This window comes from Nocardia vinacea (genome assembly GCF_035920345.1).
GTDB lineage: Bacteria > Actinomycetota > Actinomycetes > Mycobacteriales > Mycobacteriaceae > Nocardia > Nocardia vinacea_A.
Window position 1 is genome coordinate 194,838 of record NZ_CP109149.1, and the last position, 21,912, is coordinate 216,749.

General features: G+C 63.2%; 24 protein-coding genes and 2 pseudogenes. 17 read left to right on the forward strand and 9 right to left on the reverse strand.

From position 1 onward, the window contains the following. Positions 1-26: 26 nt before the first annotated feature. Positions 27-581, reverse strand: coding sequence for a hypothetical protein (locus OIE68_RS00805; RefSeq protein WP_327097451.1), 555 nt, complete (start codon positions 579-581; stop codon positions 27-29). Continuing rightward, positions 578-1,812: pseudogene (locus OIE68_RS00810) on the reverse strand (DUF4158 domain-containing protein). The gene OIE68_RS00805 and the pseudogene OIE68_RS00810 overlap by 4 nt, the downstream one beginning before the upstream one ends. Positions 1,813-2,015: 203 nt before the next feature. Between OIE68_RS00810 and OIE68_RS00815 the strand changes: the two are divergent. After that, entirely contained in the window at positions 2,016-2,303 is a 288-nt protein-coding gene (locus tag OIE68_RS00815; RefSeq protein WP_327097453.1) for a hypothetical protein, read from the forward strand. A 241-nt stretch (positions 2,304-2,544) separates the two neighbouring features. Here OIE68_RS00815 and OIE68_RS00820 read toward each other — a convergent pair whose 3' ends face one another. Further along, on the reverse strand, positions 2,545-3,258 hold the full coding sequence (locus OIE68_RS00820; protein WP_327097454.1) for a TetR/AcrR family transcriptional regulator: 714 nt from the start codon (positions 3,256-3,258) through the stop codon (positions 2,545-2,547). A 439-nt stretch (positions 3,259-3,697) separates the two neighbouring features. On the opposite strand from OIE68_RS00820, the gene OIE68_RS00825 reads away from it, so the two are divergent. Further along, complete coding sequence (locus OIE68_RS00825) at positions 3,698-5,914, forward strand: MMPL family transporter (RefSeq protein WP_327097455.1); 2,217 nt, start codon at positions 3,698-3,700, stop codon at positions 5,912-5,914. A 286-nt stretch (positions 5,915-6,200) separates the two neighbouring features. Next, the gene (locus OIE68_RS00830; RefSeq protein ID WP_327097456.1) at positions 6,201-6,929 is read left to right on the forward strand and encodes a hypothetical protein; all 729 of its coding nucleotides are present in this window, start codon (positions 6,201-6,203) and stop codon (positions 6,927-6,929) included. Between the two features lie 339 nt (positions 6,930-7,268). Here OIE68_RS00830 and OIE68_RS00835 read toward each other — a convergent pair whose 3' ends face one another. Next, on the reverse strand, positions 7,269-7,460 hold the full coding sequence (locus OIE68_RS00835; protein ID WP_327097457.1) for a hypothetical protein: 192 nt from the start codon (positions 7,458-7,460) through the stop codon (positions 7,269-7,271). On the opposite strand from OIE68_RS00835, the gene OIE68_RS00840 reads away from it, so the two are divergent. The 4 genes and pseudogenes from OIE68_RS00840 to OIE68_RS00855 form a co-directional block, all read left to right on the forward strand. After that, positions 7,459-7,971 (forward strand): hypothetical protein, encoded by a 513-nt coding sequence (locus tag OIE68_RS00840; protein WP_327097458.1) that lies wholly within the window; start codon positions 7,459-7,461, stop codon positions 7,969-7,971. The two genes, OIE68_RS00835 and OIE68_RS00840, sit on opposite strands and share 2 nt — an antisense overlap. 51 nt (positions 7,972-8,022) lie before the next feature. Then, positions 8,023-8,406: a hypothetical protein gene (locus OIE68_RS00845; RefSeq protein WP_327097459.1), complete on the forward strand. Its 384-nt coding sequence runs from the start codon at positions 8,023-8,025 to the stop codon at positions 8,404-8,406. 314 nt (positions 8,407-8,720) lie between these two features. Continuing rightward, positions 8,721-9,098 (forward strand): nitronate monooxygenase, encoded by a 378-nt coding sequence (locus tag OIE68_RS46910; RefSeq protein WP_419150661.1) that lies wholly within the window; start codon positions 8,721-8,723, stop codon positions 9,096-9,098. 16 nt (positions 9,099-9,114) lie between these two features. After that, a pseudogene (locus tag OIE68_RS00855) lies at positions 9,115-9,216 on the forward strand (TetR family transcriptional regulator); the annotation flags it as partial. Between the two features lie 779 nt (positions 9,217-9,995). Here the strand turns inward: OIE68_RS00855 and OIE68_RS00860 are convergent. The 5 genes from OIE68_RS00860 to OIE68_RS00880 all read right to left on the reverse strand — a co-directional run bounded on the left by OIE68_RS00860 (position 9,996) and on the right by OIE68_RS00880 (position 13,619). Further along, entirely contained in the window at positions 9,996-10,124 is a 129-nt protein-coding gene (locus tag OIE68_RS00860; RefSeq protein WP_327097460.1) for a hypothetical protein, read from the reverse strand. Between the two features lie 132 nt (positions 10,125-10,256). Continuing rightward, positions 10,257-10,997 carry a hypothetical protein gene (locus OIE68_RS00865; RefSeq protein WP_327097461.1) on the reverse strand — a complete coding sequence of 247 codons (741 nt, stop codon included), beginning with the start codon at positions 10,995-10,997 and terminating at the stop codon, positions 10,257-10,259. Between the two features lie 154 nt (positions 10,998-11,151). Next, positions 11,152-12,105, reverse strand: coding sequence for a DUF2637 domain-containing protein (locus OIE68_RS00870; RefSeq protein ID WP_327097462.1), 954 nt, complete (start codon positions 12,103-12,105; stop codon positions 11,152-11,154). A 183-nt stretch (positions 12,106-12,288) separates the two neighbouring features. Further along, positions 12,289-13,341 carry a site-specific integrase gene (locus OIE68_RS00875; protein ID WP_327097463.1) on the reverse strand — a complete coding sequence of 351 codons (1,053 nt, stop codon included), beginning with the start codon at positions 13,339-13,341 and terminating at the stop codon, positions 12,289-12,291. Beyond that, positions 13,338-13,619 carry a hypothetical protein gene (locus tag OIE68_RS00880; RefSeq protein ID WP_327097464.1) on the reverse strand — a complete coding sequence of 94 codons (282 nt, stop codon included), beginning with the start codon at positions 13,617-13,619 and terminating at the stop codon, positions 13,338-13,340. Before OIE68_RS00880 ends, OIE68_RS00875 begins: the two co-directional genes overlap by 4 nt. A gap of 1,619 nt (positions 13,620-15,238) precedes the next feature. Here OIE68_RS00880 and OIE68_RS00885 point away from each other — a divergent pair. From OIE68_RS00885 to OIE68_RS00930, 10 genes are all read left to right on the forward strand, one after another. Then, positions 15,239-15,406: a hypothetical protein gene (locus OIE68_RS00885; protein ID WP_327097465.1), complete on the forward strand. Its 168-nt coding sequence runs from the start codon at positions 15,239-15,241 to the stop codon at positions 15,404-15,406. A gap of 65 nt (positions 15,407-15,471) precedes the next feature. Further along, positions 15,472-15,855: a nuclear transport factor 2 family protein gene (locus tag OIE68_RS00890; RefSeq protein ID WP_327097466.1), complete on the forward strand. Its 384-nt coding sequence runs from the start codon at positions 15,472-15,474 to the stop codon at positions 15,853-15,855. A gap of 72 nt (positions 15,856-15,927) precedes the next feature. Continuing rightward, entirely contained in the window at positions 15,928-16,803 is an 876-nt protein-coding gene (locus OIE68_RS00895) for an RHS repeat-associated core domain-containing protein (RefSeq protein WP_327097467.1), read from the forward strand. Positions 16,804-16,897: 94 nt separating this feature from the next. Further along, entirely contained in the window at positions 16,898-17,350 is a 453-nt protein-coding gene (locus OIE68_RS00900; protein ID WP_327097468.1) for a hypothetical protein, read from the forward strand. Continuing rightward, positions 17,347-17,763, forward strand: a complete 417-nt coding sequence (locus tag OIE68_RS00905) for an HNH endonuclease (RefSeq protein ID WP_327097469.1) — start codon at positions 17,347-17,349, stop codon at positions 17,761-17,763. Before OIE68_RS00900 ends, OIE68_RS00905 begins: the two co-directional genes overlap by 4 nt. Before the next feature lie 1,109 nt (positions 17,764-18,872). Further along, positions 18,873-19,271, forward strand: a complete 399-nt coding sequence (locus OIE68_RS00910; RefSeq protein WP_327097470.1) for a hypothetical protein — start codon at positions 18,873-18,875, stop codon at positions 19,269-19,271. Between the two features lie 264 nt (positions 19,272-19,535). Then, the gene (locus tag OIE68_RS00915; protein ID WP_218007749.1) at positions 19,536-19,940 is read left to right on the forward strand and encodes a hypothetical protein; all 405 of its coding nucleotides are present in this window, start codon (positions 19,536-19,538) and stop codon (positions 19,938-19,940) included. 486 nt (positions 19,941-20,426) lie between these two features. Continuing rightward, positions 20,427-20,558: a hypothetical protein gene (locus OIE68_RS00920; RefSeq protein ID WP_327097471.1), complete on the forward strand. Its 132-nt coding sequence runs from the start codon at positions 20,427-20,429 to the stop codon at positions 20,556-20,558. Positions 20,559-20,757: 199 nt separating this feature from the next. After that, a complete protein-coding gene (locus OIE68_RS00925; protein WP_327097472.1) occupies positions 20,758-21,363 on the forward strand; it encodes a hypothetical protein in 606 nt (201 codons plus the stop codon). Positions 21,364-21,633: 270 nt separating this feature from the next. Beyond that, the gene (locus OIE68_RS00930; RefSeq protein WP_327101545.1) at positions 21,634-21,873 is read left to right on the forward strand and encodes a TetR/AcrR family transcriptional regulator; all 240 of its coding nucleotides are present in this window, start codon (positions 21,634-21,636) and stop codon (positions 21,871-21,873) included. Positions 21,874-21,912: the final 39 nt, after the last annotated feature.

Here is a 21,912-nt window from a genome sequence, read left to right on the forward strand (position 1 = left end):
ACGCCTTCTTGCAGTGATCGAGCGCGTCAGCATGCCAGGCATCGAAATCGGCTTGCGTGCATCCAGCGAGCCCGCAATCGCGCTGGTCGAGCCAGGACAGGAACCGTTCGGCCTGGTCCCTCCCCCAGATACGCGGCCAGCTCCCGGTAAGCGCCGTCGAGGCTTTGGGCCAGCTCGCCCAGCATCGTGCGTGGGTTGCCCGGCAGGCCGAGCGCGTTCATGCCCCGGTCGCGGGCTTCTTCCCACGCCATACCGGACAGCAGGTGCGCGCGGGGGTCACGCCATTTGGAGGAGTGCTCGGCGAAGATGTTGCGGTGCTTGAGATGCCGATGAAACTGCTCTAGCAGGCACAGGGTGCAGGCGCGGCGGTCAACGGTCTGTTCCGGCCGCTCGGGTAGGTACACGAGGCGCTGCCAGCCACCTCCGACCAGGGCGTGATCCACGCGACGGGCATCGAGCCACCGCGCCGGCAACCCGCCCCGGCCACTTCGTTGCGGAGAGATCATATCCGCCAGCGCAGCAACAGCTTTCAACACCGGCGCGGCATCGGCCGTGGCACCGAAGTCGATGTTGCGCATCATCGCGGGCAGGAACCCCCGCACCGTGGCGTACCGGTTGGCCAGCTCTCGAGCCGCTCCGAATCGCACTCCGGATCGGCTTGGGGCACCAGCTCATCGATCGCCGCGAGCGCGGCCCGCAGCTCGGCCCTGGACACGGTGTTCTCGATCAGATCCCACACCAATTCCAGCGACAACCCCGGTTCGCTCTCGCTCATCTCCAACAGCACTCGCACCGCCTGGGCCAGCTTGCCGGCGTTGCGGCTCACCCGCGGGTAGCGCTTGAGTTTCTCGTCCTTGGACTGGCGTTCGGCCTTGGCCATCAAGTCGGTGACCATCAGCCGGTCGAACAACTCCAGCACGTCATCGATCGCCTTGGCGCGCAAAGTGAACACCGTCGCGGTAAGCAGCGCCAGCAGCCGCTCCCGCTGGGATTTCATCCGCCGCAGATGCGCAGTCTTGCCGGTCAACCCGTGCGTGGCCAGGGCGATCACCCGGCGCGCCGGCACCGCCGTGACGTCCACCGACGCCGGGACGACCGCGTTCACACCCCGCCCCCGCGCCAATGCGTTCTGCATGCCCATCGGCGACGGGGTGAACGCGCCCCTACGCAACTGCTCCAGCTCGACATACCGGCGGCGGTTCTCCTCCCGGGTGTCCAGCAGCCCCAGCAGCTGCCCAGCCTCCCCGCCGGTCAGCTGGCTGACCAGCTGCGCCCATAGTCGCTGGTCGGCGTCCTGTTTGCCGTCGGTGATCAGCCGTTCCAGGGTGGTGATGCCCGGTAGCAGAGCATTGTGTTCTCGCAGCCAGCCCACCGCGCCGGAGAGCGAGGCCTTCGGTCCGTCGCCGGTCATCCACGCTTGATCAGTGATCCACGCCAGCAGTTCGGCCTCGACCTGCGCGAACGAGATCAACCCTTCCTTGCGCTGGATCTCCCACGCATGTTCGAACCTGGTCTTCTCCCGGTCGGTGTAGGACTTCACGCACGACGGATCCGCGATCTCGAGCTGCTCAGCCAGATAATCGACCAACTCACCCGGAACATCGAGCGGATCCGGCAGAAACACCCCAAGTAGCGGACCGTGACCAGCTGCAAAGCGAATCCAAGCCGATTCGAATCCCGTCGCCGGACCGCGATCAGCTCCCGATCGGTGTCATTGGACCGTTCCCGGTTCAGCTCGACTCGCGACAGCACACCGAACTGGCCGTACCCGACCCCGCCCTCATCACCCACAAACCGACATGCAACCACCACACGCCCACCAGCATCCGCCAATCCAGCGAATCAACCTCCACAGCAAACGTTTCGGTCACAACACTCGCTAACGCCAGTTTCCGGTCAACTGGACCCCACATGCCTATATCGCAACCTTCACGACCGTCTACGCGATCCGTCTGCCCAGCCTGGACATCGACCTGTTCGCCGAGCCCGTCCATGTGTGGTTTGTCGGATCCCTGATGCTCTGCGGAGGGCTTGTCATCATCGGCGGTCACCGCAGCTGGCGCGGACCGCTCGCGGTTACCGTGTCGCTGTTCGGCTGGTTCGTCGCGCTACGGGGATTCCTCTTGATCGCCAACCCGGAAGCAGCCGAGTCGGGCGTCGACAGCACCATGCAATCACCGACGGCAACGCTCGTGGCCCGCATCTTTTTCGGCGTCTTGGCCGTGATCGGCCTGCTGCTGACCTACGCCGGCTGGTTCACCAGGCCAGTCACCGCGCAGCAATCAGCGCCCACGACTATGTGAGTGCCACCCACAACTCGCCATCGCCCACCGCTTCGTTGGCGACCGATCCCGGCATGCGTCGGTGCTCCACCAGGCCGGGTACCGGCCCGCACATTTGCGCAAAGTATCGGTGCCTACCGCGAATGTCGCGACGGCCAGAAAGCAATTCGCTTGGCAGAAGCGTCCGCGAATTCTCCTCTTGCACACGAGCCATGGTGGCGCCCAGTGCGATCAACCACCCGCGGGTGATCACAAGCGTGCCCTAGCCCTCGCTCGGCCGACCACTGCCCGGGATGATGCCGAACAGTAGTGCTTCGACTCCCGCCCGGAACACCGCATCATTGTCGACTGGTGCAGTCGCGGACTCGGTAGTGGTTAGCAGCGCGGTCAGATGCGGGTAGTCACCATGGGCCAGCATTGTCGGAAGGTGGTCGGACTCACCCATGGTGGAGGCGGAAAACCCCGCTGCTTCCAGCCCGGCGAAGGTACGTACCCAACCCGACAACAGGCTGATACCCATCATGGTCGCGTTCGCGTCCAGTCCCGCTTGGGCCAAAGCGCCGGCCATGTGGTCGAGGTATCGCATCGAATTCCGACCGAGGTTCAACGAAACGGCCTCGCCTAACCCCTCCCTCAACCATGGGTGCCGTCGATGCAACGCCTGCGCCTGCTCCAGCATCGCGAAGACGTCGGTGCGTACGTTCCCGATCAGGGGCGGGTAGTCGTATTCCGCGGCGACGTGGTTCACCATGAGCGCGAGTAGGTCGTTTTTGCCGTCGACGTACCGATAGAGCGAGGCTGCGGCGGTCCCGAGGTCCTCCGCAATGCGACGCATCGATAGCGCGGGCAGCCCTTCCGCGTCGGCGATACGGACACACACGTCCGCGAGCTGGTCCAGGGTGTAGGTGCGACGCGGCCCCGGTTTGGGATCGGCGCCTCGCAACCACAACGAGGTCGAGGAAGCCGTGGGTGTCATGCCAGTCAGCATGCCACTACCCGAGCGTTGCGAACCCCGTTAGCAAACATCTATCCTGCAACTGCGAACGTTGTTCACAATTAACGAGAGGTTTGGTGGCCGTGATCAAAGCCGCTGGCACTTACCAGGCGATATAGCTCAGGCGCTCTATCGGCCGGAGTGGATTGCGGATGCTCGTCGGTCATGTCCATGCCCTGTGCGGACCGAACAGTTCGAGCGAGACTCCACGGTGCGAATGCTGGCAACATTCCTGCGTCCGATCCGTCGGCCGCGGCCCGGATCGGCAACCTGCGGGTGGTGCCCAACTTGCCTTCTGATCGCGAAATCCCTTCGGTGCGGGCCGTCAGCCTCGAGTTCGATGCCACCGAACCCGAGTTCGCGAGACCACGAAATCTGAATTACCCCAGCTCATTACGAATCCGGAAAGGATTTTGCGCAGATGTTCGCACGACTTGGGGCCGTGGTGGTCCACAATCCGTGGAAGGTGATCGGCATGTGGATGCTGCTCGCCATCGCGGTGGTGATCTCGGCACCGGAACTCAAATCAACGACCGACCAATCCGCTTTTCTGCCTTCGCATTACGAGTCGATCCAGGCGTTGGAGATGCAGCAGGAGGCATTTTCGCAGAGCTCAGCGCCTGCGGCGATCATTGTGTTCGCCCGGCAAGACGGGGCGCCGCTGACCGAGGGTGATTCGGCGTCGGTGGTATCGATCGGCACCGGGCTGCTGGGTGCGCGGATCACCGACGTCACCGCGATCCAGCCGGTGCCGCCGTCAGAGAACCGGCTGATCCAGATCTTTGCGGTGCAGATGACCAAGGTGACCAGTCCGAGTGACGCTACCCAACGCGATGCGGTCAAGTCGCTGCGCGCGGAACTGAAGCAATGCGTGGCGGGTACAGAGCTGAAGGCCGGCATCACCGGTCAGGCGGCTCAGGCGCTGGACCAGCAGGAATCCAGCGAAAAGGGCATGGCGATCATCGGCGTTGCTACCATCGTGCTGATTCTGGTGCTGCTGATGGTCATCTTCCGCAGCGCGGTGATCGCGTTGCTGCCGATCGTCGTGATCGGCGCGATCTCCAGTATGGTCGATGGGTTGATCGCCATGGTGGCCAAGGCATTCGACTTGCAGATCGACGCGTCGATCAGCGCTATCCTGCTGGTCGTGCTGTTCGGCGTCGGCACCGATTACATCCTGTTTTTGATGTTCCGCTACCGCGAGCGGCTGCGTGCGGGCGAAGATCCGAAGATCGCCATGGTCAGTGCCGTCACCCGCGTCGGTGCGGCCATCACCTCCGCGGCGGGCGCGGTGATCATCGCGTTCATGGCACTGGTTTTGTCCACGCTCGGCATGTTCCGCGCGCTGGGGCCGGCATTGGCGATCGCGGTGGCCGTGGCGCTGGTGGCTGGGCTGACGCTGGTGCCAGCGGTAGTTTCGCTGCTGGGCACCAAGGTGTTCTGGCCGTCCAAGGCTTGGCGGACCGAGCCAAGAGGTGTGCGTTTCGCCGCCGGCAACTCGCTCGGTCGGCGGCCCGGTGTCTTCGCGGTGATCTCCGGTGGGGTGCTGGTCGCGCTAGGGGTGTTCGCGTTCGGTTTCCACCCGACCTTCGACCTCAGCTCCGGCTCGACCTCGCAGGCATCCGAATCCATGGTCTACAGCAAGGAATTGGTGAAGGGTATGCCCGCGGGGACGGCGCAGCCTTCGGATGTCCTGCTGCGTTCCGGCGGTAGCGAGTTGACCGATGAACAGCTCAACGCCTACCGAAACGCGCTGGCCGCGGTGCCCGGCGTCGGCCAGGTGGCCGAACCGAAGCGGTCCGCGGACAACACGATCGCCGATTTCGTGGTGACACTGACCGACGTGCCGGAATCGGACGCCGCTCTGGACACTGTCAAAGGGCCGCTGCGGGACGTCGCGCACTCGGCCGCACCCGTCGGCACCACTGCGGCGGTAGGCGGGATGACCTCGGTCTTCGTCGACTTCCAGGATGCGATGGCCCGCGACTACGCGATCGTGTTCCCGGTGGCGGCGGTCCTGATCATGATCGTGCTCGGGTTGCTGCTGCGCAGCCTGGTCGCGCCGTGGTACCTGATGGCGTCGGTATTCCTCGGGTTCGCCGCCACGCTCGGCGCCGCGGTACTGGTGTTCCAGCACATCCAAGGAGAATCCGGCCTGATGTTTACGCTGCCGGTGATCATGTATCTGTTCGTGGTCGCGCTCGGCACCGACTACAACATCCTCATGGTCGCCCGGCTGCGGGAGGAAGCACACGCGGGCAATGAACCGAAACAAGCCGCCGCACTAGCAGTCCGGCACACCGGACCCACCATCGCGGCGGCCGGCGTGATCCTGGCGGGCACGTTCGCGTCGATGATGCTCTCGGGCAACAACGCGCTCGCACAGATGGGCTTCGCCATCTCGGTTGGTATCGGAATCGCCGCGTTCGTCATGGCGATGTTCTTCACACCCGCACTCACGGCGATGATCGGGCATAAAGCATGGTGGCCCGGGCACGGTGGCCATAGGGTCGATGGCGCCGGATCGGGTGTGCCGCGGTGGGGCAAGTCCGATGATTTCGCCTACTTCCACGACGCCGAGCAAACCCTGGCCGCGAAGAGCGAGTCCCGCCGGGAGTGGTCGAACACCGGCGATTGACGCGGGCAAGTTGAGCGAGGGCTGTGCACTCGGAACCTATCGAGCGCACAGCCTTTTTCGCAGCGGAATACTGGCCGCGTAGGCATGATTCGCGTCAGCTTCGCCGGGGTCTGGGCGGCGGCGTCGGCTGTGCAGAAACGCCCGGCTGGTCACCACGAACTCACGAATGGAACTCACGAATGATTACGCGATCTCACCAGTACGGTCCTCATTGCTGGGAGGTCCGCGGTGCCGGTCCGGGGGATGCCGAGAACCTGAACCTCGACCGTCTGCAACAGGTAGCTTGATGGAGATCAACATGTTGGAGGAGCCGGCCGATCCCACGCCAGCGCCGTCCCCGGGACCGGCGCCTACCCCACCCAAGCCGGAGCCCAAGGGCTGGCAGGTGCCGCTCGACCCGCCACCCCAGGCATCGAAAGCCCTGGCCGACTATGTAGTCGATGCCCGAGACATTTTCCAGGATTTGGCCGATACCCTAGGTACCCCGGAATACGCGGTATCTCCGCCCGTGGCTCCGCCCCTGCTGCCTGCCGACAAGGCCGCCGGTCTTGCCGGATTCGCCACCGAATCGTATTCGACCTCCCAAAATGTTCTACAAGGTCATCAGACGGTGTGGCATGGCGCCGACGGCGCGGCCGTCACCATCGCGCAACGAGCCGCCACCGTGGGTTCGACGGCCTTGCAACAACTCCAGGACCTGGTCTATCGATTGCAGGAAATGTTGATCGCGGCCAATCTGGATCGAACGGTGCCTGCCTCCTACACCGAACGCCCTTCAGCCGGTGGTGGTCTTGCGTCGTATGCCGAATACAGGCTTGCCGTCACCATCGAGCGAACACTTATGCAAGCCTACGATGTCGTCGCCAGTGCACAGGCGGAATTGGGCTTTCTCGACACGGCCCCATGGCTGGTGCCGCAGTTTCCGACTGTCCCTAAGGGGATTGTGCCGCCCCAACCTGTCCCCATGCCTGAGCGACAGCGGCATCCGCAAAGTCCCGGGACGCTCGAAGTATGACGTCCGACCGGATGCAGGAAGTAGCCATCGCTGCACGTGCGCCGTCGAGCGCCTCGAGTCCGGCTTCATCCGTGATGAGGCCGGACTCGACGAGCGGCCACCGGCCCCCAGAGCGCACTGTCGGCAGGACGTCGCTCGCCCATTTCAGCGGATTCGATGTCGTCTGCCTCGTCGGCGACGGCAGCCCGCCGCGATCCGCTCGACCGAAAGGCCGGGCGCCTGGTCGGAATCGTCGTGGCGACGATGGTGTCGATCCTGAAATCCGTTGGTTAATTGTAGGATTCGCCGGAGGCGAAGACTGGGTCGCCGAAAGTCGACCGAGTTGGCGGTGACCGTGGCTCAGGGGCGGAAGTTGGTGCGGGGTGCGCGGGCGGCGACGTCGACGCAGGCGTATGCGTCGCGGTGCCGGATCGCAATGGTCTGCGCCGAGCCGGGCGCGTTCAATACCCATATCGCATCCCAGTTGGGGGTGTCGCCGCCGACGGTGGCCAAGTGGCGGTGCCGGTTCGTCGAGTGCGGGGCGGCTGGCATGGCCGACGAGCCTCGCCAGCCGCCGTCGATCTTGCTGGATCAGGTGAAACAATTGGACGAATTGACGTTGCAGGTGCCGTTCGATGCCACGCACGGGTCGCGGTCGTCGATGGCCGAACGGACCGGGATGTCCGAAATCGACGATTGGGCGGGCCTGGCGGCGGTTCGAGCTGAAACCGCACCTGAGCGATGGTTTCAAAGATCTGAAGACGAACGAATACCAGTCTCCGGAAAGTACATCCGCCCCGAGTTGGTACGTCACACCGGGCTGGCCGCCGCCGGCGCCCGCGGATGCACCTGCGGCCAGAAACCTGAACTCGCTCCAGCGAGAGGTCTTGCCCTTTCAGCCAGGTCAGGAACTCGCTGCCCGCATGACCTGGTCAGGCGACTCCAGCGCAGCCACCACCCGCAGCCGCACTACCTCCTGGGCGGCAGGCGACAACCGCCGCGCGTCCGACTCGCTCACGCACCGTCGACGAGCAAGGCAAACAAGAAGTTTCGGTTCAAATAAGCGCGGGGTTATCTTGATGGTGTGGCCCGAGAGCAAGGAGCTCCACTGTCCATGTACGACGACGCCGATAACGCATCCGATTTCATATCCAGGATCGCCGAGCGCTTCCCTCGGTTGGCCGAGGACCTCGAGTGCCATATCGAGAACGACGGCGGGCCGCTCGCCCACGTATTCCTCGGTATGTATGTAACTCCCGCAGTGGTTTCCGCATTTCTCGGCGAGGACGGCGAGTTCAAAGACCTCAACTGGCAAGGACTGATCCACTTCCTGTCCACCGAGTTCGAGAAGACCCCGCTCGGCGGGGAGGTCAGGGCCGCTATCGGCACGTCCTTCCTCATGCACCTGCCATGGCCCTCCGACCCCGGCTATCATGTCGTCGATCGCCTTGGTCCGACCCTACGCGAGAAGTTCGACGAGCTCAGGCCAGCTGGCTGATTTGGTTGTGTCTCCTTTGCTGCGCCACGCAAGATGACACGCCATAGGGATCGGGGCCGCGGGCGTGATTGCTGGGAGGCGGTGTGATCGAGAGCCGTTTAGGGGCTGGTTTGTGGATGTTCTCGACAGATTTCGGTTGGATGCTCCCGTTGCGCAAGCGGGGATGGGCAACATCGCTGGCGGTTGACTGGCAGCGATGTTGCCGGTGCGGGTGGGCTGGGAACTATCGGTCTGCTGCCTCCGGGCGAGTTGCGTGTCGCGATCGGCAGGTCCGTGAAGAAGCTCCCGATCGAACAGTTGCGGTCAACTTGTTGATGCCGGTCGCGCGCCGACACCATGTCCAGGTCTGTCTGCGGGAACGCGTTGACGTCGTGGTCCTCGCTTTCGGTGGCAACCGGACCATCGTGCGGGAACTCCGGGACGCTGGTGTGTCCGTTCTCGTCCTGGTCGGAACCGAGGACCAGGCTTGTGCCGCGGTGGAGTGGGGTGCCGACGGACTGATTGCTCAAGGCCGCGAAGCGGGCGGCCATCTGGTGGGAACTGTTGCAGCGCTGGAGTTTTTGCCGCGGGTATTGCCGATCGCGGGCTCTCGTCCGGTGCTGCTGGCCGGAGGTATTGCCGACGCAACTGACACTGCCGCCGCATTGGCCGAGGGCGCGGCCGCAGTGGTGGCGGGCACCGGTTCTTGTTGACCGAGGAGTCCGGAGTCTGCGTGCCGTGGCCACAGCCACAGGAATCAGCGAGGCATTGATCTTTCACCACTTCGGCAGCAAGGACGGGCTGCGAACCGCCTGCGATGAGCACGTTCTGACCGGCCGGGCTGTAGGTTAGCATCCGCCATAGAGGTTCGATCAGTAACAACCACAATGGATTTCGAAGGCGCTGATACCACTACCTTCTTTCATGGCTGGGACCTCCGGGGAATGCTTTCGGCGCTTGTCCTTCGAGGACTGAAATGAGACGGCGTCCTCGGGGGTTTTAGCTGGAGGCGAGTCGTCTTTGAGGGTGTCGTCCCGGCGAGGACTGGTTTATCAGCACGACGCAAAGCCTTCTGCTCCAGTCGTTTCCGATAGGACCGTGAGAGGAGCCGGGTTTCTTGTTGGCGGTGGGTACCGATTGGGCCGAGTCGTTTCACGACGTGGCCCTGGGCCGACCGGGCGAAGGGGTGGTCGAACAGTTCCGTTTCGATCACACCGCGGCCGGAATCGAACGGCTCGTGGCGTTGTCTCCCTCATCAGTATTGCTGCTGGTCACGAGCCAGGTTGAAGTCACGCGGCACCCTAATCACGGGACTCGAAGGTCCGACATCTCATTAGCCGTCCGTGACTCCAGCGCACCGCAGGACCCCATGCTGTCGAAGAGCTCAAAGGCTCGCGAAGACATCGAAGAGGTCACCCCTGCAGCGGGCTCGAGCAACGGAATCCCACCACCACACAGGTTGGTCTGCCGTCAGGCGCGCCGTTCTTTCAGAAGGCATTCCAACACCGGGAGGACAAGGGGCGTCACCCGACGACAGACCAACCACAGGAACAAGAACCACGGCCAACGGCCGTGCAACCCCGTCCCTACTAACTGATTAGGAGAGATCGCTAGTATTCAGCGGGAACGGCATAGGTCAGATCGGTAGGCCCTGGGCAGGTGCCCGGAATGTCGGCGGCTGCTTCGGCGATGGCTTTGTTCGGGTCGCCATCCACACCGATATCTAGGATGCCGAACACGCTCACCCCACCCGCAACCACGCGGATTAGGGAGCCTATTTCGGGACTCCACAGCTGCGAGAAATATCGAACAGCGGGGGCAGGTCGGTCGATTGCGGTGTGCGGATTTCTGCAGGCTTCTCCGTGCGAGGTTCAGGCGTTTGCGTAGCCACCGGCGTTCCGCACGTGCCAGCGGAACTGCTGCGGCGCGAGAGCCTGCCGGGAGGGGATACCCGGCGCTGGTGAGTAGGGCCAAAACGCAAAGCCGCACCGATGGCAATAGAAACCGGCTCGCCACACCGTATGCGCCTTGCGCCGACCTCGTACGACTTTGCCGTTGCGACGAATACGGCACACCGCAATGGTGAGCGGGACGGCCCCGGGCGCCGCCAGCATCGCGAAGAAGACGACCATCGCTAGCGCGGTGATCCATCGCGACTCCCCAGGAGCCGGATTGACGATCGAGATGAGTGCCGTCCCTACCCAGCACATTGCTGGCAAGAGCAACACCAGCGCGATGAAGGTCAGGAGCCCTGCCGGGGTACGGGCTGGCTCTCGCGACAGACTCGCTGCGAGTGCTGTTGTGTGAGTGCGCTCTACGGTGGCAGTGCCGAACACCGGAACCAGGCCAGTCGAAGTTACCCCGACCCCGGAATAGCTGTTCGTCCCGGAACTGGTCGACACACCGTCGGCATGCAGGGCCGGCACACTCTGCACCAAGTCGAGTTGGTTGCAGTGCGGACACGTCAGATCGATGTCCATGCAGACAACCCCCTCCAAAGCCGTTGCGCTGTAGCGGCGCGTCTGTGGTGCTGGTACCTGCAACGAAAGCTCTGATGGGTATCCAACACCGTCCGTGACCTGCTGTCGAGAGATATTCGCGAGCTTCTGCATCGATGTCCCCTTCTCAAGGGTTGTTGGTAGTTGGAGTCAGGGGATCCAGTTGCAACAGCCTCAGTCCGGGCCAAGTCAGCGCATTTGTGGCTTGCGTCCCGCTCGTAGAGGAGTTGAAGTCGATTGGACCGCAATTGGGCAGGGCGTCCGGACGTCAGCTGCAGGCACTGCTTTGAATGGTCGCTGGAACCGAAAGTTGGGCGGATGGGCCTCGGATGTGTCGGGGATCGCCTGCGGAGAATCCGGGTACTGTCGGCGCGGTCGCAGGTGATGACGCCGTCGTTTCGTGGGTGCTGAAGGTTGCTGCGTCGCTGAGTATTCGGCTGATGGTGGACCGGCTTTTGTTCAGTTCGTTGGCGATACGGGTCGGGTTCCAGCCATCGAGGTGATGGTGTGCCAGGGCTTGGGCGACGAGTTCGGGGTCGCGACGCCGTGCGGGATCGCGTGCGCACAAGCGCCGCGCCAGATCGGAAAGGTCTTGGCGGGCATCGACTGCAGTGTGTGATGGCGTGTGCACGGCGCGTATCGCGTTCGGTGCCATCGGCGCAGTGTTAGCCGTATTTTCAGCGATTGCTCGGTCGATGTGCCGGGAGGGGGAGTCGTCAGCTACGTGGTGGTCTGCAGCGTGCCGATGCTCGCCACCGTGAGCGGAATGGGCGAGCGCCAACAGCGCGACGGTGGACTGTGCCATCGACCCTTCGATGATCAACGGCCACAGCCACGCTTCACCGTGCGGGACACCGGCGGTGATCGCCAGCGACCGCAGGGCGGTGAACGATAGCCAGAACGCCCCGATGGCAATGAATGCGGTCATCGCGGTCGCGACCATGTGGGTGCCGCGGGCTCCGGCGTGCGCACGCAGCAGGATCGAGACCCCGTGCACCGCGGCCAGCAGCGCCAGCGGCGGGATGACCGCGACCGCCGCGGCGACTGCGGGCAGCGCGGTGTCGTGCAGGAGGGCTTGGGTGGCGTTGCCTGTGATGCTCACGATGGCCGCTGCGGTGAGCACGGTCCAGAAGAACGCGTGCGCACGCGGCTTGCGGGCGGTCGGTGCGGGCCGTGCGGTGTGCACGCCGCCGTGAGGTGAGTCGATGGATTCCTCAGGCATGGAACAGCTTCCTTGTGCGACGTGGTCAGCGTGCGGACGAGGCATGTGTGCTCGGCTGGTGTGCGGATACCTCGGTTGAGATGGATCGCGAGTTGCAACCCAGGCGCTTTGACTTGGGCACTACCGACCGGAAAGAGCTCCACATGAGCTGGATGCCGACCCGGCGCCCTTTCCGAGACCGCGCTATTCGTTGGGCTGGCTGCCGTAGTCGGCAGATGGGGCCAGGGGATGTTGTTCACCGGTGAGCCAAGACAACGCTTCGGCGACTTCGCTGGTGCTGGCGCGGGTGTAGATCGTGGTAGCGCCGTCGCGATGGCTGTCGGCATGTCCGGCATAGGCTTTGGCGACCGATAATCCGAAGTTGCGTTCGACCCATTTCAGGGTGGTGTGGCGCAGCCAGTAGATGCTGATGCCGCGCACGGTGATGTCAGGGATGTAGCGCGACATGCGGACGAACATGTTTTCGTAGCGGCGACGACGGACCGGGCGGCCGCCACGCTTGGATCGCAACAGTGGTTCGTCTGGGGCGACCGGGCGGTCGGCGGCGTGGCGCAGCAGCGCGTCCATCAGGCTGGGGGAGACGGGCTGCCAGCGCTCGGTGTTGCCTTTCTCGCGCAGGCGGATCAGGCATTGGGTGGTGTCGAGATCGATGCGGCGCAGCGACATCGCACCGATAGGCCGACATGCGGTTTCGGTGTGTAGCCGCAGCAACAAAAGGTCGAGTTCGGGGTCCTGACCGGTGGTCGCCGCGATGTCGTACATCTGCCGCAGAATCTCGTCGGGGATCTTGTCGCGGGTGGAGGGCTGCTGGCGGGGCAGTCGTAACCGCTGGGCGGGGTTGTCGGTCGCGTCGATGAGGCGATCGTCGACCGCGCTCTGGTACAGGCGGCGTAGTGCGACGACGGCATGGATGCGCACGGAGTAGCCGTTGCGATCGTTGCGGCGCACCTTACGTTGGGTCTGGAGCAGCTCGATGGCCAGTTGGAGGTCGGTGACGGTGACTTCGTCGAGACGCCGATCGGCCCAGCCGTCGAGTTCGAGCAGGCGGCGCCAATATCCCAGGTAGGCGTCACGGGTGAGCGTGGCAGGCAGGGATGCGTAGACGCGGGGGATGTATTCGGCGAAAGTCGGTAGTGGAGGGCGAGTGCTCAGTCCTTTCAAGTCCTCTGCGGACACACCGAGGCTCTGTAGCACGGTCAGGGCGGTGGCGATCTTGTCAGGTGCTGGGGGAGTCATGCCGGTCCCTTCTCGGTGAGGGCGGTGAACAGCGGTGCGGTCAGCTCGTCTATGAGTGGTCGGGGGAGTACGAGCAGCGTTTCGCTGGGTAGGTGGGCGGCCAGGAGGACGCGCTGCCCGGCGCCGATGCGCAGCGCACGGCGGATCGCCGCGGGCAGATGCAAGCTGCCCTGGTTATCGATGCGGGCGTGTTCACCGGGGCAGGTGACCACGACGAAGCCCGCGCGCAGCCGGATTCGCACCCGCGTGCCGGGGGACCAGCTCAGGGTGCGGAACATGACTGCGTCGCTGATCCGGCCTTTGACATCGATGGAGCCGACGCCGTAGAGAGTTGTGTTCGCTGGCAGTTCGCTGACCGGTGCTAACGGCGGTGCGGGGGGACGCGGTGTGCGTCGCGTGGAACCAGGTTCTCTACTGTCTGCGCGGCTCGGCGGGATCAGTGGTCGCACTGTGTCAGAAGACACGGCTGTCGGCCTCTGCCAGCGCTATCGATCAGCGAACTAGGCGGTAGGGTGTTCCGGCGGCGTACCGACACCTGGGCAGTAGTGAGTTCGCAACGAGTTCGCGTCACTGTTCCGTTACTGACACGCGAACTGGGATATCTGCTCGTCTGCTTCTTTGCTGAAACAGCGAACGGTTGTGGTGTCGAAACAGGCTGACTGTGGAACCCAGTGCCATGCTTGGCTTCTCGCGGAGGCGGAATCGGGGTCACGGGCCGTGGAGCCGCGAAAGTGCATCGGTGCCGCTGAAGCCAGTGCGAAACCGGACCGGCGCAGTACAGCGGATTTCGCAGGTGTGCCGGGCGCGGGATATGTTGGTGTCGTCAATCACTGAGCGATCGGTTGGTAGGCGCGAACACCCCTGAATGAGCCTCGAACCGTCGCAGACCGGTCCGGGGCTCATTCGGATTCCGCGGTCGGGCAGGTGTCGACACTCTCATGACGCGGTGGCCAATCGCAAATGCCGAAAGAATAGTCTGGCTGGGCGGAATCTTTACGACACGCCGAATAAGTTGGTGCCCAGACTATCACGCGTCTGTCGACGCTCTTCGAATTCAGCTGCCGTTGACAGGTTCCGATCGTCGAGGGCGCATACACAGGATCGCTATCCGGATATGAGGCAGGAAAGATGGTGTTGGGCGCTGGAGAGCCGGGCCGCGGAGGGTGCGCGACATCGAATGTGGATGTTCGGAGGCGGTGATCGGGTACTGGTGTCGGAGTCTTCACCTCTCCATTCTTGTGGGGGTTCAAGTCCGGACAGGGAACTGACCCATACCCCCAACCTGGTGTATGCCGCGGACCTGCAACTTTCTTGACACTAGTAGTCCGGTGATCTCCATTGAGAAGTACCCCTGTCTCCTCATTCCCGAACTCAGGTAAATCCTTTGCTGTAGTTTCCGATTCGCTGCCCTAGAACTCGGATCTATGAGCCGCAAATTCCGAGGCGATTGCTACAGTCAGTGCTCGCCATGACTGCTGGAATTTGCAACACCATGTCGTTCCAATTCCGCCCCGACTTCCTTCATGTCGACGCCCAGTGCAGCAAGCTGTTCGAATACCCGGCGCGCGTCCTCGTACCGGCCGGTCACCTGGTCGCCGTGATCGACGACAGCCCGTCAGCGTCGGCTGCGGCAGTATGTTCACGGTGCCGGGTGCCACGAGCTCGATCACATAGCGGGTGTCTTCGTATGCTGGATCCTTGACCCCGGTTGATGCCCACAACGGTCGATGTGAGCGGGCATCGGCCGCGGCCAGCACCGCCCAGCGCTCGATGCGCAAAGTGCGCTTGTACGCTTCGTAGGCGAGGATCGCGTCCGCGATCGCTGCCTTGCCGCGCAACGATCGTGGTTGTTCCGTGCCGAGCATATCCAGTCGTTCGTCCACCTCGGTGTCCGACGATGCACAACTTCTGGACCCAGACCGAGCCGATGCTCAGGCAGAACGATCGGATCCACTTCAACAAGAACGTCGAGCTCGCCGTAGCCTCGTTCATGCTCTTCGCCTTCTTCGCGTACACGCCGGACCTCGGGCTGACGTTGATCGGCCCGCTGTTCTCCCTGAATTGAGTGCGGTTCCATTGGGCGGATCGCCGATGGTCCGCCGAATTCGCTTATGTGGCAACACTGGACCGATGAAGAGCGATTCGAAGGTGTTGGACGCCGATCGAGCCCGGCGGGCGGCCATGGTCGGGGCAGACATCGGCGTGTTGGAACAGTTGCTGGCCGACGATCTCGTATTGGTCCATGCCTCGGCGCGCGTGGATACCAAGGAGACATTGCTGTCTGCGATCAAATCGGGAGCGGTGAACTACCTGTCGATCGATACCAGTGACGAGAGCTGCCGATACCTCGGAGACAACGTTGCTGTCCTGAGCGGTGTCTCCGCCGTGTCGGCCGAGGTCGACGGTTCGGTCCTGGCCCTTACCAACCGGTTCGTCATCGCATGGCATCGAACCGAAAAGGGTTGGCAGGCTGTGCATTGGCAGTCGACCGGTTTGCGCCAAAAACCGCGGTAGTCGACCGGACGGCGGATAGTTCCGGTAGGCGGGACGGACGGCTTCACTTGATTCCTCCACGGGCTACAAGCTGTGGGCATCAAAACGGGATTTGTCGGCTTCGCGGCGATGACCCGCTCGAGGAAAGGAAAACTGCAGAAGACGGTAATCGGCGCGACGACGATGGCCTACCGGCACGACGCATCAGGTCAGCTGGAGGCGGAGAACACCTCGAGGTCGTTCGCGTCGGACCACGCGGGCCGGTTGAGCCGGTTTACTGTGAGGGCCGGCGCAGGTCCCGCGTCAGTCGTGGCCCGTTACCTCTACGACGCGTCCGGCCAGCGGGTGAAGAAGCTTGTCCGTAAGGCAGGTGGCGATGAAAGCACGGTGTACATCGACGGCTTGTTCGAGCACCTGCGCAGCGGCGGAGCAGAGCAGTGCGTGCTCCACATCATGGATGACGAGCGCCGAATCGCAGTAATGAAGATCGGTGCCCCGCTCCCGGGCGACGGTGCCAGCGATAAGCCGGTGCAGTACCACCTCGGAGATCACCTCGACAGCAGTGACCTCGTAATCGGCGGAGCCAGCGCAGCAGACGCATCACTGATCCGACGCGAGGAGTACACGCCATACGGCGTGACCAGCTTCGGCAGCTACGGCCGTAAGCGTTACCGCTACACCGCAAAAGAATGCGACGAGGAGAGCGGTCTCTACTATGTGGGCGCGCGCTACTACGCGCCGTGGCTGGCCCGGTGGACCAGTTGCGATCCGACCGGCCTCGCCGCTTACACCAACCTCTTTGTCCTTCGCCGACAACAATCCCATGACGTTGCGCGACGACGACGGCGCAGATCCGAGGCCTCCACCGGGCGCACGGGTTCACGTGTTCCACCAGAAGGGCAACGACAAGGACGCCCACGGCCAACAATTGGAGGGTTACTCAAGGGTCGTGCGCGCGCCCGGCGGTAAACCCGCCGCTCAAGGGGTCAGTGACCCAGGCGGGAGTGCGCCGCCGCGCGGCTCGCCCGGAGAAAGTCGCGGCGCCGGCGACGGCAAAGGTGCCATGACGACACCTGGCGCCGAGACTGGGGCCGTGGGTGGGATGTCTGGCGGCATCGGCACTGAACGCGGCGACGCCATCGGGAACCGTCCCGGCGGCGCCGAAGGCGGCGCAGGCGGGTCACCTGCCGGTGTCAGTTCGAGCGGCTCCACCCAGGGCTCGCCGACCGGCTCGGCGGCCTCTAACGGTGGCTCTATCAACGGCACCGACGACCCGAGCCTGCACAAGAAGGCGTCGGGGGAGGGTGGAACGGGGATTACCGGCAAGGGCACGGGCACGCTTAGTCAAATGGATCTCGCCGTCGCGATCGCCAACGTTGCATCGGATCCGTTGGCAGCCGCGGCCGAAGGTAATGCGCCGCAGAGCGGTACCTCGGGCGGGCTGCCGGAAGGGACTCACCGAACGCCAAGGGAAACGAGGCCGTTCAAGCACTCTATGTCGCGGCGAAAGCCGTGAAGGCGATCGTAGGCGTCGCCGTTGGCGCGGTTGTTTCGGGCGCCAAAGGTGGCGCTCAGGCGATACAGGTCGGGACCGGAAAAGCCTATTCGGTGCTGTACCGCTTCAAGCTGAAGCCAAGGTCGGGTCTGCTCCACTTGAAACCGGAAGAGATACGGCAGATCCACGTGAAGGCGGCATGGCGACGGCTCAACAACTCGATGAAGAGGAACCCGGTGTTGCGCCAAGCAGTCCAACAAGAAATGGCCCAAGGTCAATGGGTGTGGCACCATGCACCGGAGCGCGGTGTGATGGAGCTCGTACCTGCGGTGCAGCATCGATCCGGACTTATCAGAAGTATGTTCCATCCATTCAAGTCGGCTAAGGGCCGCGCCGCAGGTGGTTTCTACCAATGGGGCCGCTTCTTCGGATAAGTGCACCAAAGACTCCGCGCACCCTCCGACGACTAGATTGAAGTTTCGGCGCGAACTACTCGCACTTATTCGCTCATACCCGCGAATCAGCGACTATATCTTCTGGGACAATTCCAACCCCACGCCGTCGTGGACCTGCGTGGAGCAGGTGGCCGTCCAGGCGCAGCAGGACTCTCTGACCGGCGAGTGCGGATCCGGTCTTGACACGATATTTGCCGAGTCTCGTTGTGCCGCTGGTATCGACGGCCCGTTCCAGTTCGATGACCGCGCCGGCGGGGAGTTCGTCGACGTGTCGAGCTGCGGTTGCGGCCGGTGGCGGGCCAGCGGGCCGAGTGCCACGCATGGTCAGCAGGGCCATGGACCCACTGTCTCCTGTAGCTAAAAGTTAGCTGTCGCCGAAAATGTTTGCGTGTTGGATTGGCGACACGCCGACTTTCGATTCGTTTCTGCACAGCGGTGATCGGATTTGGTCTGGCCCGCTGGCTCGTAATGAACGGGTTGTGCTCCCCCGATCTTCACTTGTCGATCGCTTCGGCCCGGGGGAGTGTCGGCGATGGGCGACGCGATTCCGTCATTCGATCCGTCCCACCAAAATCTCACACTTTTGATGGGAATTGCCCGGATCCGATAGGACATGACGGGCAGGTCGCCCGACGCGAAAAGAGTGCTTGACCAGGCATGATGAGGTCTGCTGAGGCACGTCGATGAAACTAGAACCTGTGTCAGGTGGTCGCAGGTTCAAATCCTGTCAGCCCGACGCATGAGAAACCCCTTCCGACCAGCATCGGAAGGGGTTTTGTCATTCGCCGACCACCCGCAAAACGGGACCAGCACGGGACCGAATGTGCTCCGAGAGCTTGTCTCCAGCACCGGTGATCTCGCGGCGGTCCGGATGCAAATACCAGAGTGCGTGCCCGCTCGACTCGTCGCCGTCAGGACGCGCCGAACCTGCAGGGGAAGGGAAGTCACCAGATACGTGGGTTGCCGCCCGCAGCGCGCTAGTCTCTCACTGCGCAGTATTCCGCGGCGAGCATGTACCAGTTCTGATCCGGTCGACCCACTCACGGAGGGTCGGAAATGGCGGAATTCAACGAAGCGCTTTGGATGTCATGCTGTGCAATCGCGCCGTGATCGCCCTGGCCAACGCCGTCACTGCTCCGCGAGTCACCATCGTCATGGCTCGAATCCGTGAGATCCGTGAGGACGTGCCCGGTCTATTTCCGGTCTTGATGCGGTGCGCGCGCCTGATTTTGGTCACCGCGCTGATCAGCCTCATCGGTACGGTCTATCTGCTCGCCGTGTCGCTGGTGTGGCTCGCGCAAAAGGTCGACTACGTGGCACCACTGGTCGCGGCTGTTGTCACCACAGTCGCGCTGGCCCTCGTTTTCATACAGGTCGTTGCCGCTGAAGCCTTCCTGGTTTTCTCGCCCTGGGCAACGACGGCTGACCTACTGGCTACTTCCCGACTGCAATCCACCGACGAGCCACCTACCTCGAGCGGCGAATAGTCGGGTCGAACCTACGCCGGAGGCGCAAAACTACTGACGCAGACGGAATCACTCTCGGGCGGTGCGAGTCGGTTGCGGTCGTCCGATGCTTCCACGGACAGCCAGAGGGGAACGGGAAATTTCGAAACAGAGTGAACCATCATGTGGTGCACAGCGTTTCTTCTCGTAAGCCCTCGACGGTGTGTCAATAGCGTCGAGCGCCGTTCGGAGATCTTGCGCTACCCGCGTACGCGAGACTGCACGTCAAGAAGAAGAGGTTTCTACGTGATCAACGCCAAGAAGACAATTGCCGTGTGTGCGAGCGTAATCGGAATCACTGCCGGGATGGCGGTATTCCTCCCCGCGACGGCATCCGCGGCAACCTACGGTGGTCAGTGCGGTAAGGGATATGACGTGATCGATTCGCACGACATCGTCGGTGGCACCGCCTTTCTGACCTACAACGGTAAGAACAATTGCGTTGTCACCGTCCGGGACCAGCCGGGGAAACCCGTGCGGATGGGCGCCGGGCTCCGGCGGTCAGGGGATAGTCGCGCCGTAGTCGTCGACGACGCCGAATACACCGAGTTCGCGGGTCCGGTGAAGGTCGAGGCAAAGGGCGAATGCATCGACTGGGGCGGCCTCATCGGTGATGACGAGTGGCAGGTATTCAAAGTGCACTGCGGCTGAACGGCACGTGCCCGTACCTGCTCATACCAGGCCGGTACGGGCTCGTGCGCAGGGGTCTGGCGGCAGCACCGATGCGTACTAGCGCCACACACGGACATACTCAATTCCGCATGTGCCTGCTTCGCCGGAGCTGGCTCTGGCAGTGTCCGAGATCGGTTGGCGGACAACCGCTCCACGGGTGCGTGTGAGTGTGCGCTTTGTCGTCCTCGAGCCTGCAGGGTGCGATGGCGAACGCCATCAGTCGAGCGCATGGCGCGTTTGAATCGAGTTACGGTCAGGATCCGAACTGGCTGTATCTCCGGCCTGCGGCGCTGATGGGTATGACCGGCTGGGCGTACGTGCGGATCGGTGACCATCACACGGCGACCACGTACCTGAAAGCGGCGGTCGACGGTACGGCGTCACGGCCACGGGGGAAATGTCGGCTGGCGAATCAAGTTGGCAGAGAATCACATTCAGGGTGGAGAGATTGCCGGGGGTTGCCAGGTGCTGATCGATGACTTCGAGCAGATCAGCGACCTGGCGTCGACGCCGTTGCAATTCATCCTCGACGGCATCGTGGGGGACATCTACCTCATGCTGTGGTTCCTGAAGTTCGGGAGCTCTTCGATTCGGTAATGGCTCTGGAGGCGTGCGTACGACGCGATGGTGCGAATCCTGTACTTGCATAGCCAGCTACATCTGGTGCGCAAGTACGGTGGGTCATGTCAACGGCAAGCGAATCGTGGATCTGGCACAGACTTGGCGATTGACCCGTTCGGGATGCGAAGGGGCGGTTGATAGTTCATCATGTCGCGGGTGTTCTGATCTTGAACTGATGAGGGTGCTGTTCCCGCATCTGGACGGTCTGCGGATCGAGGCGATCCGCGCGGCGGGGTCAACAGTGCGGATCGAGGCCGCCACCGGTGAGGATCCGGTCGTGTGTTCGGGCTGGGGGATGCTGTCCAGGCGGGTCCATAGCCGTTACCGGCGACGGTTGTCCGATGCCTCGATCACCGGCCGCGAGGTCCTGATCGGTTTACAGGTCCGCAGACTGTTCTGCGACAACTCCGAGTGCGGCAAAACAACTTTCACCGAACAAGTGCCGCAGCTGGCGGCCAAGTATGCCCGCCGCACATTGACCCTGCAGCGTGCGTTGTGCGCGGTCGCGCTGGCGCTGGGCGGCCGCGCCGGAGCGCGGCTGACTCGACAGCTGGCCGCCACAGTGAGCCGGATGACGTTGCTGCGCCAGATCCGAGCATTGCCCGATCTGCAGCACCCGATCCCGCGGGTATTGGGAGTCGACGACTTCGCCCTGCGCCGCGGGCACCATTACGGAACGATCCTGATCGATATGCAGACTCGCCGTCCGATCGAGGTTCTCGACGAGATCGGGACAAGTTCCAGCGAACACTGTTCTCCTACACCGGATACATTGTGCTGATCGCCCCGATACTCGCCTGGCTGCTGATCGTCGTCCCGACCTCCACGTAACTCGAACCGGGGCTTACTGCCATAGCGCGAACGCATTGCGCGGATGGTCGGCAACAACGTCAAACCTCCGCCGGCCGCAGCGACCGGGTCGGAATGGGGGAATGCGTGACATGCGTTGACATGAAGCGTAAACGAAGCGTCCGTACTGGCTGAACCTACGGGACCCCAGGATTCCCGGGGCATCCGCGCCGTCGGAGTCAACCGGTTGAAGACCTCGATCATGACCTTGTACCGGCATTTTGGGTCGAAGGAGGCCCTGGTCGAGGCCTTCCTGATCGACCGGGATCAGCGACTCCGCGCCAAGTTCGAGCGCGAGGTCGAACGGCCTGGCGATTCCGGCAGGGAACGCGTACTTGCCGTATTCGACTTCCTCGGGCGTGACCGCAGACCCCGAATGCCGAGGCTGCACGTTCATCGAGCACACCGGTCCCGAGTCTGCTGCCTCCTGACATGCTTATGAGCCTCAATCCCGGTCTGTTGGTCGGGTATGCATGTAGCA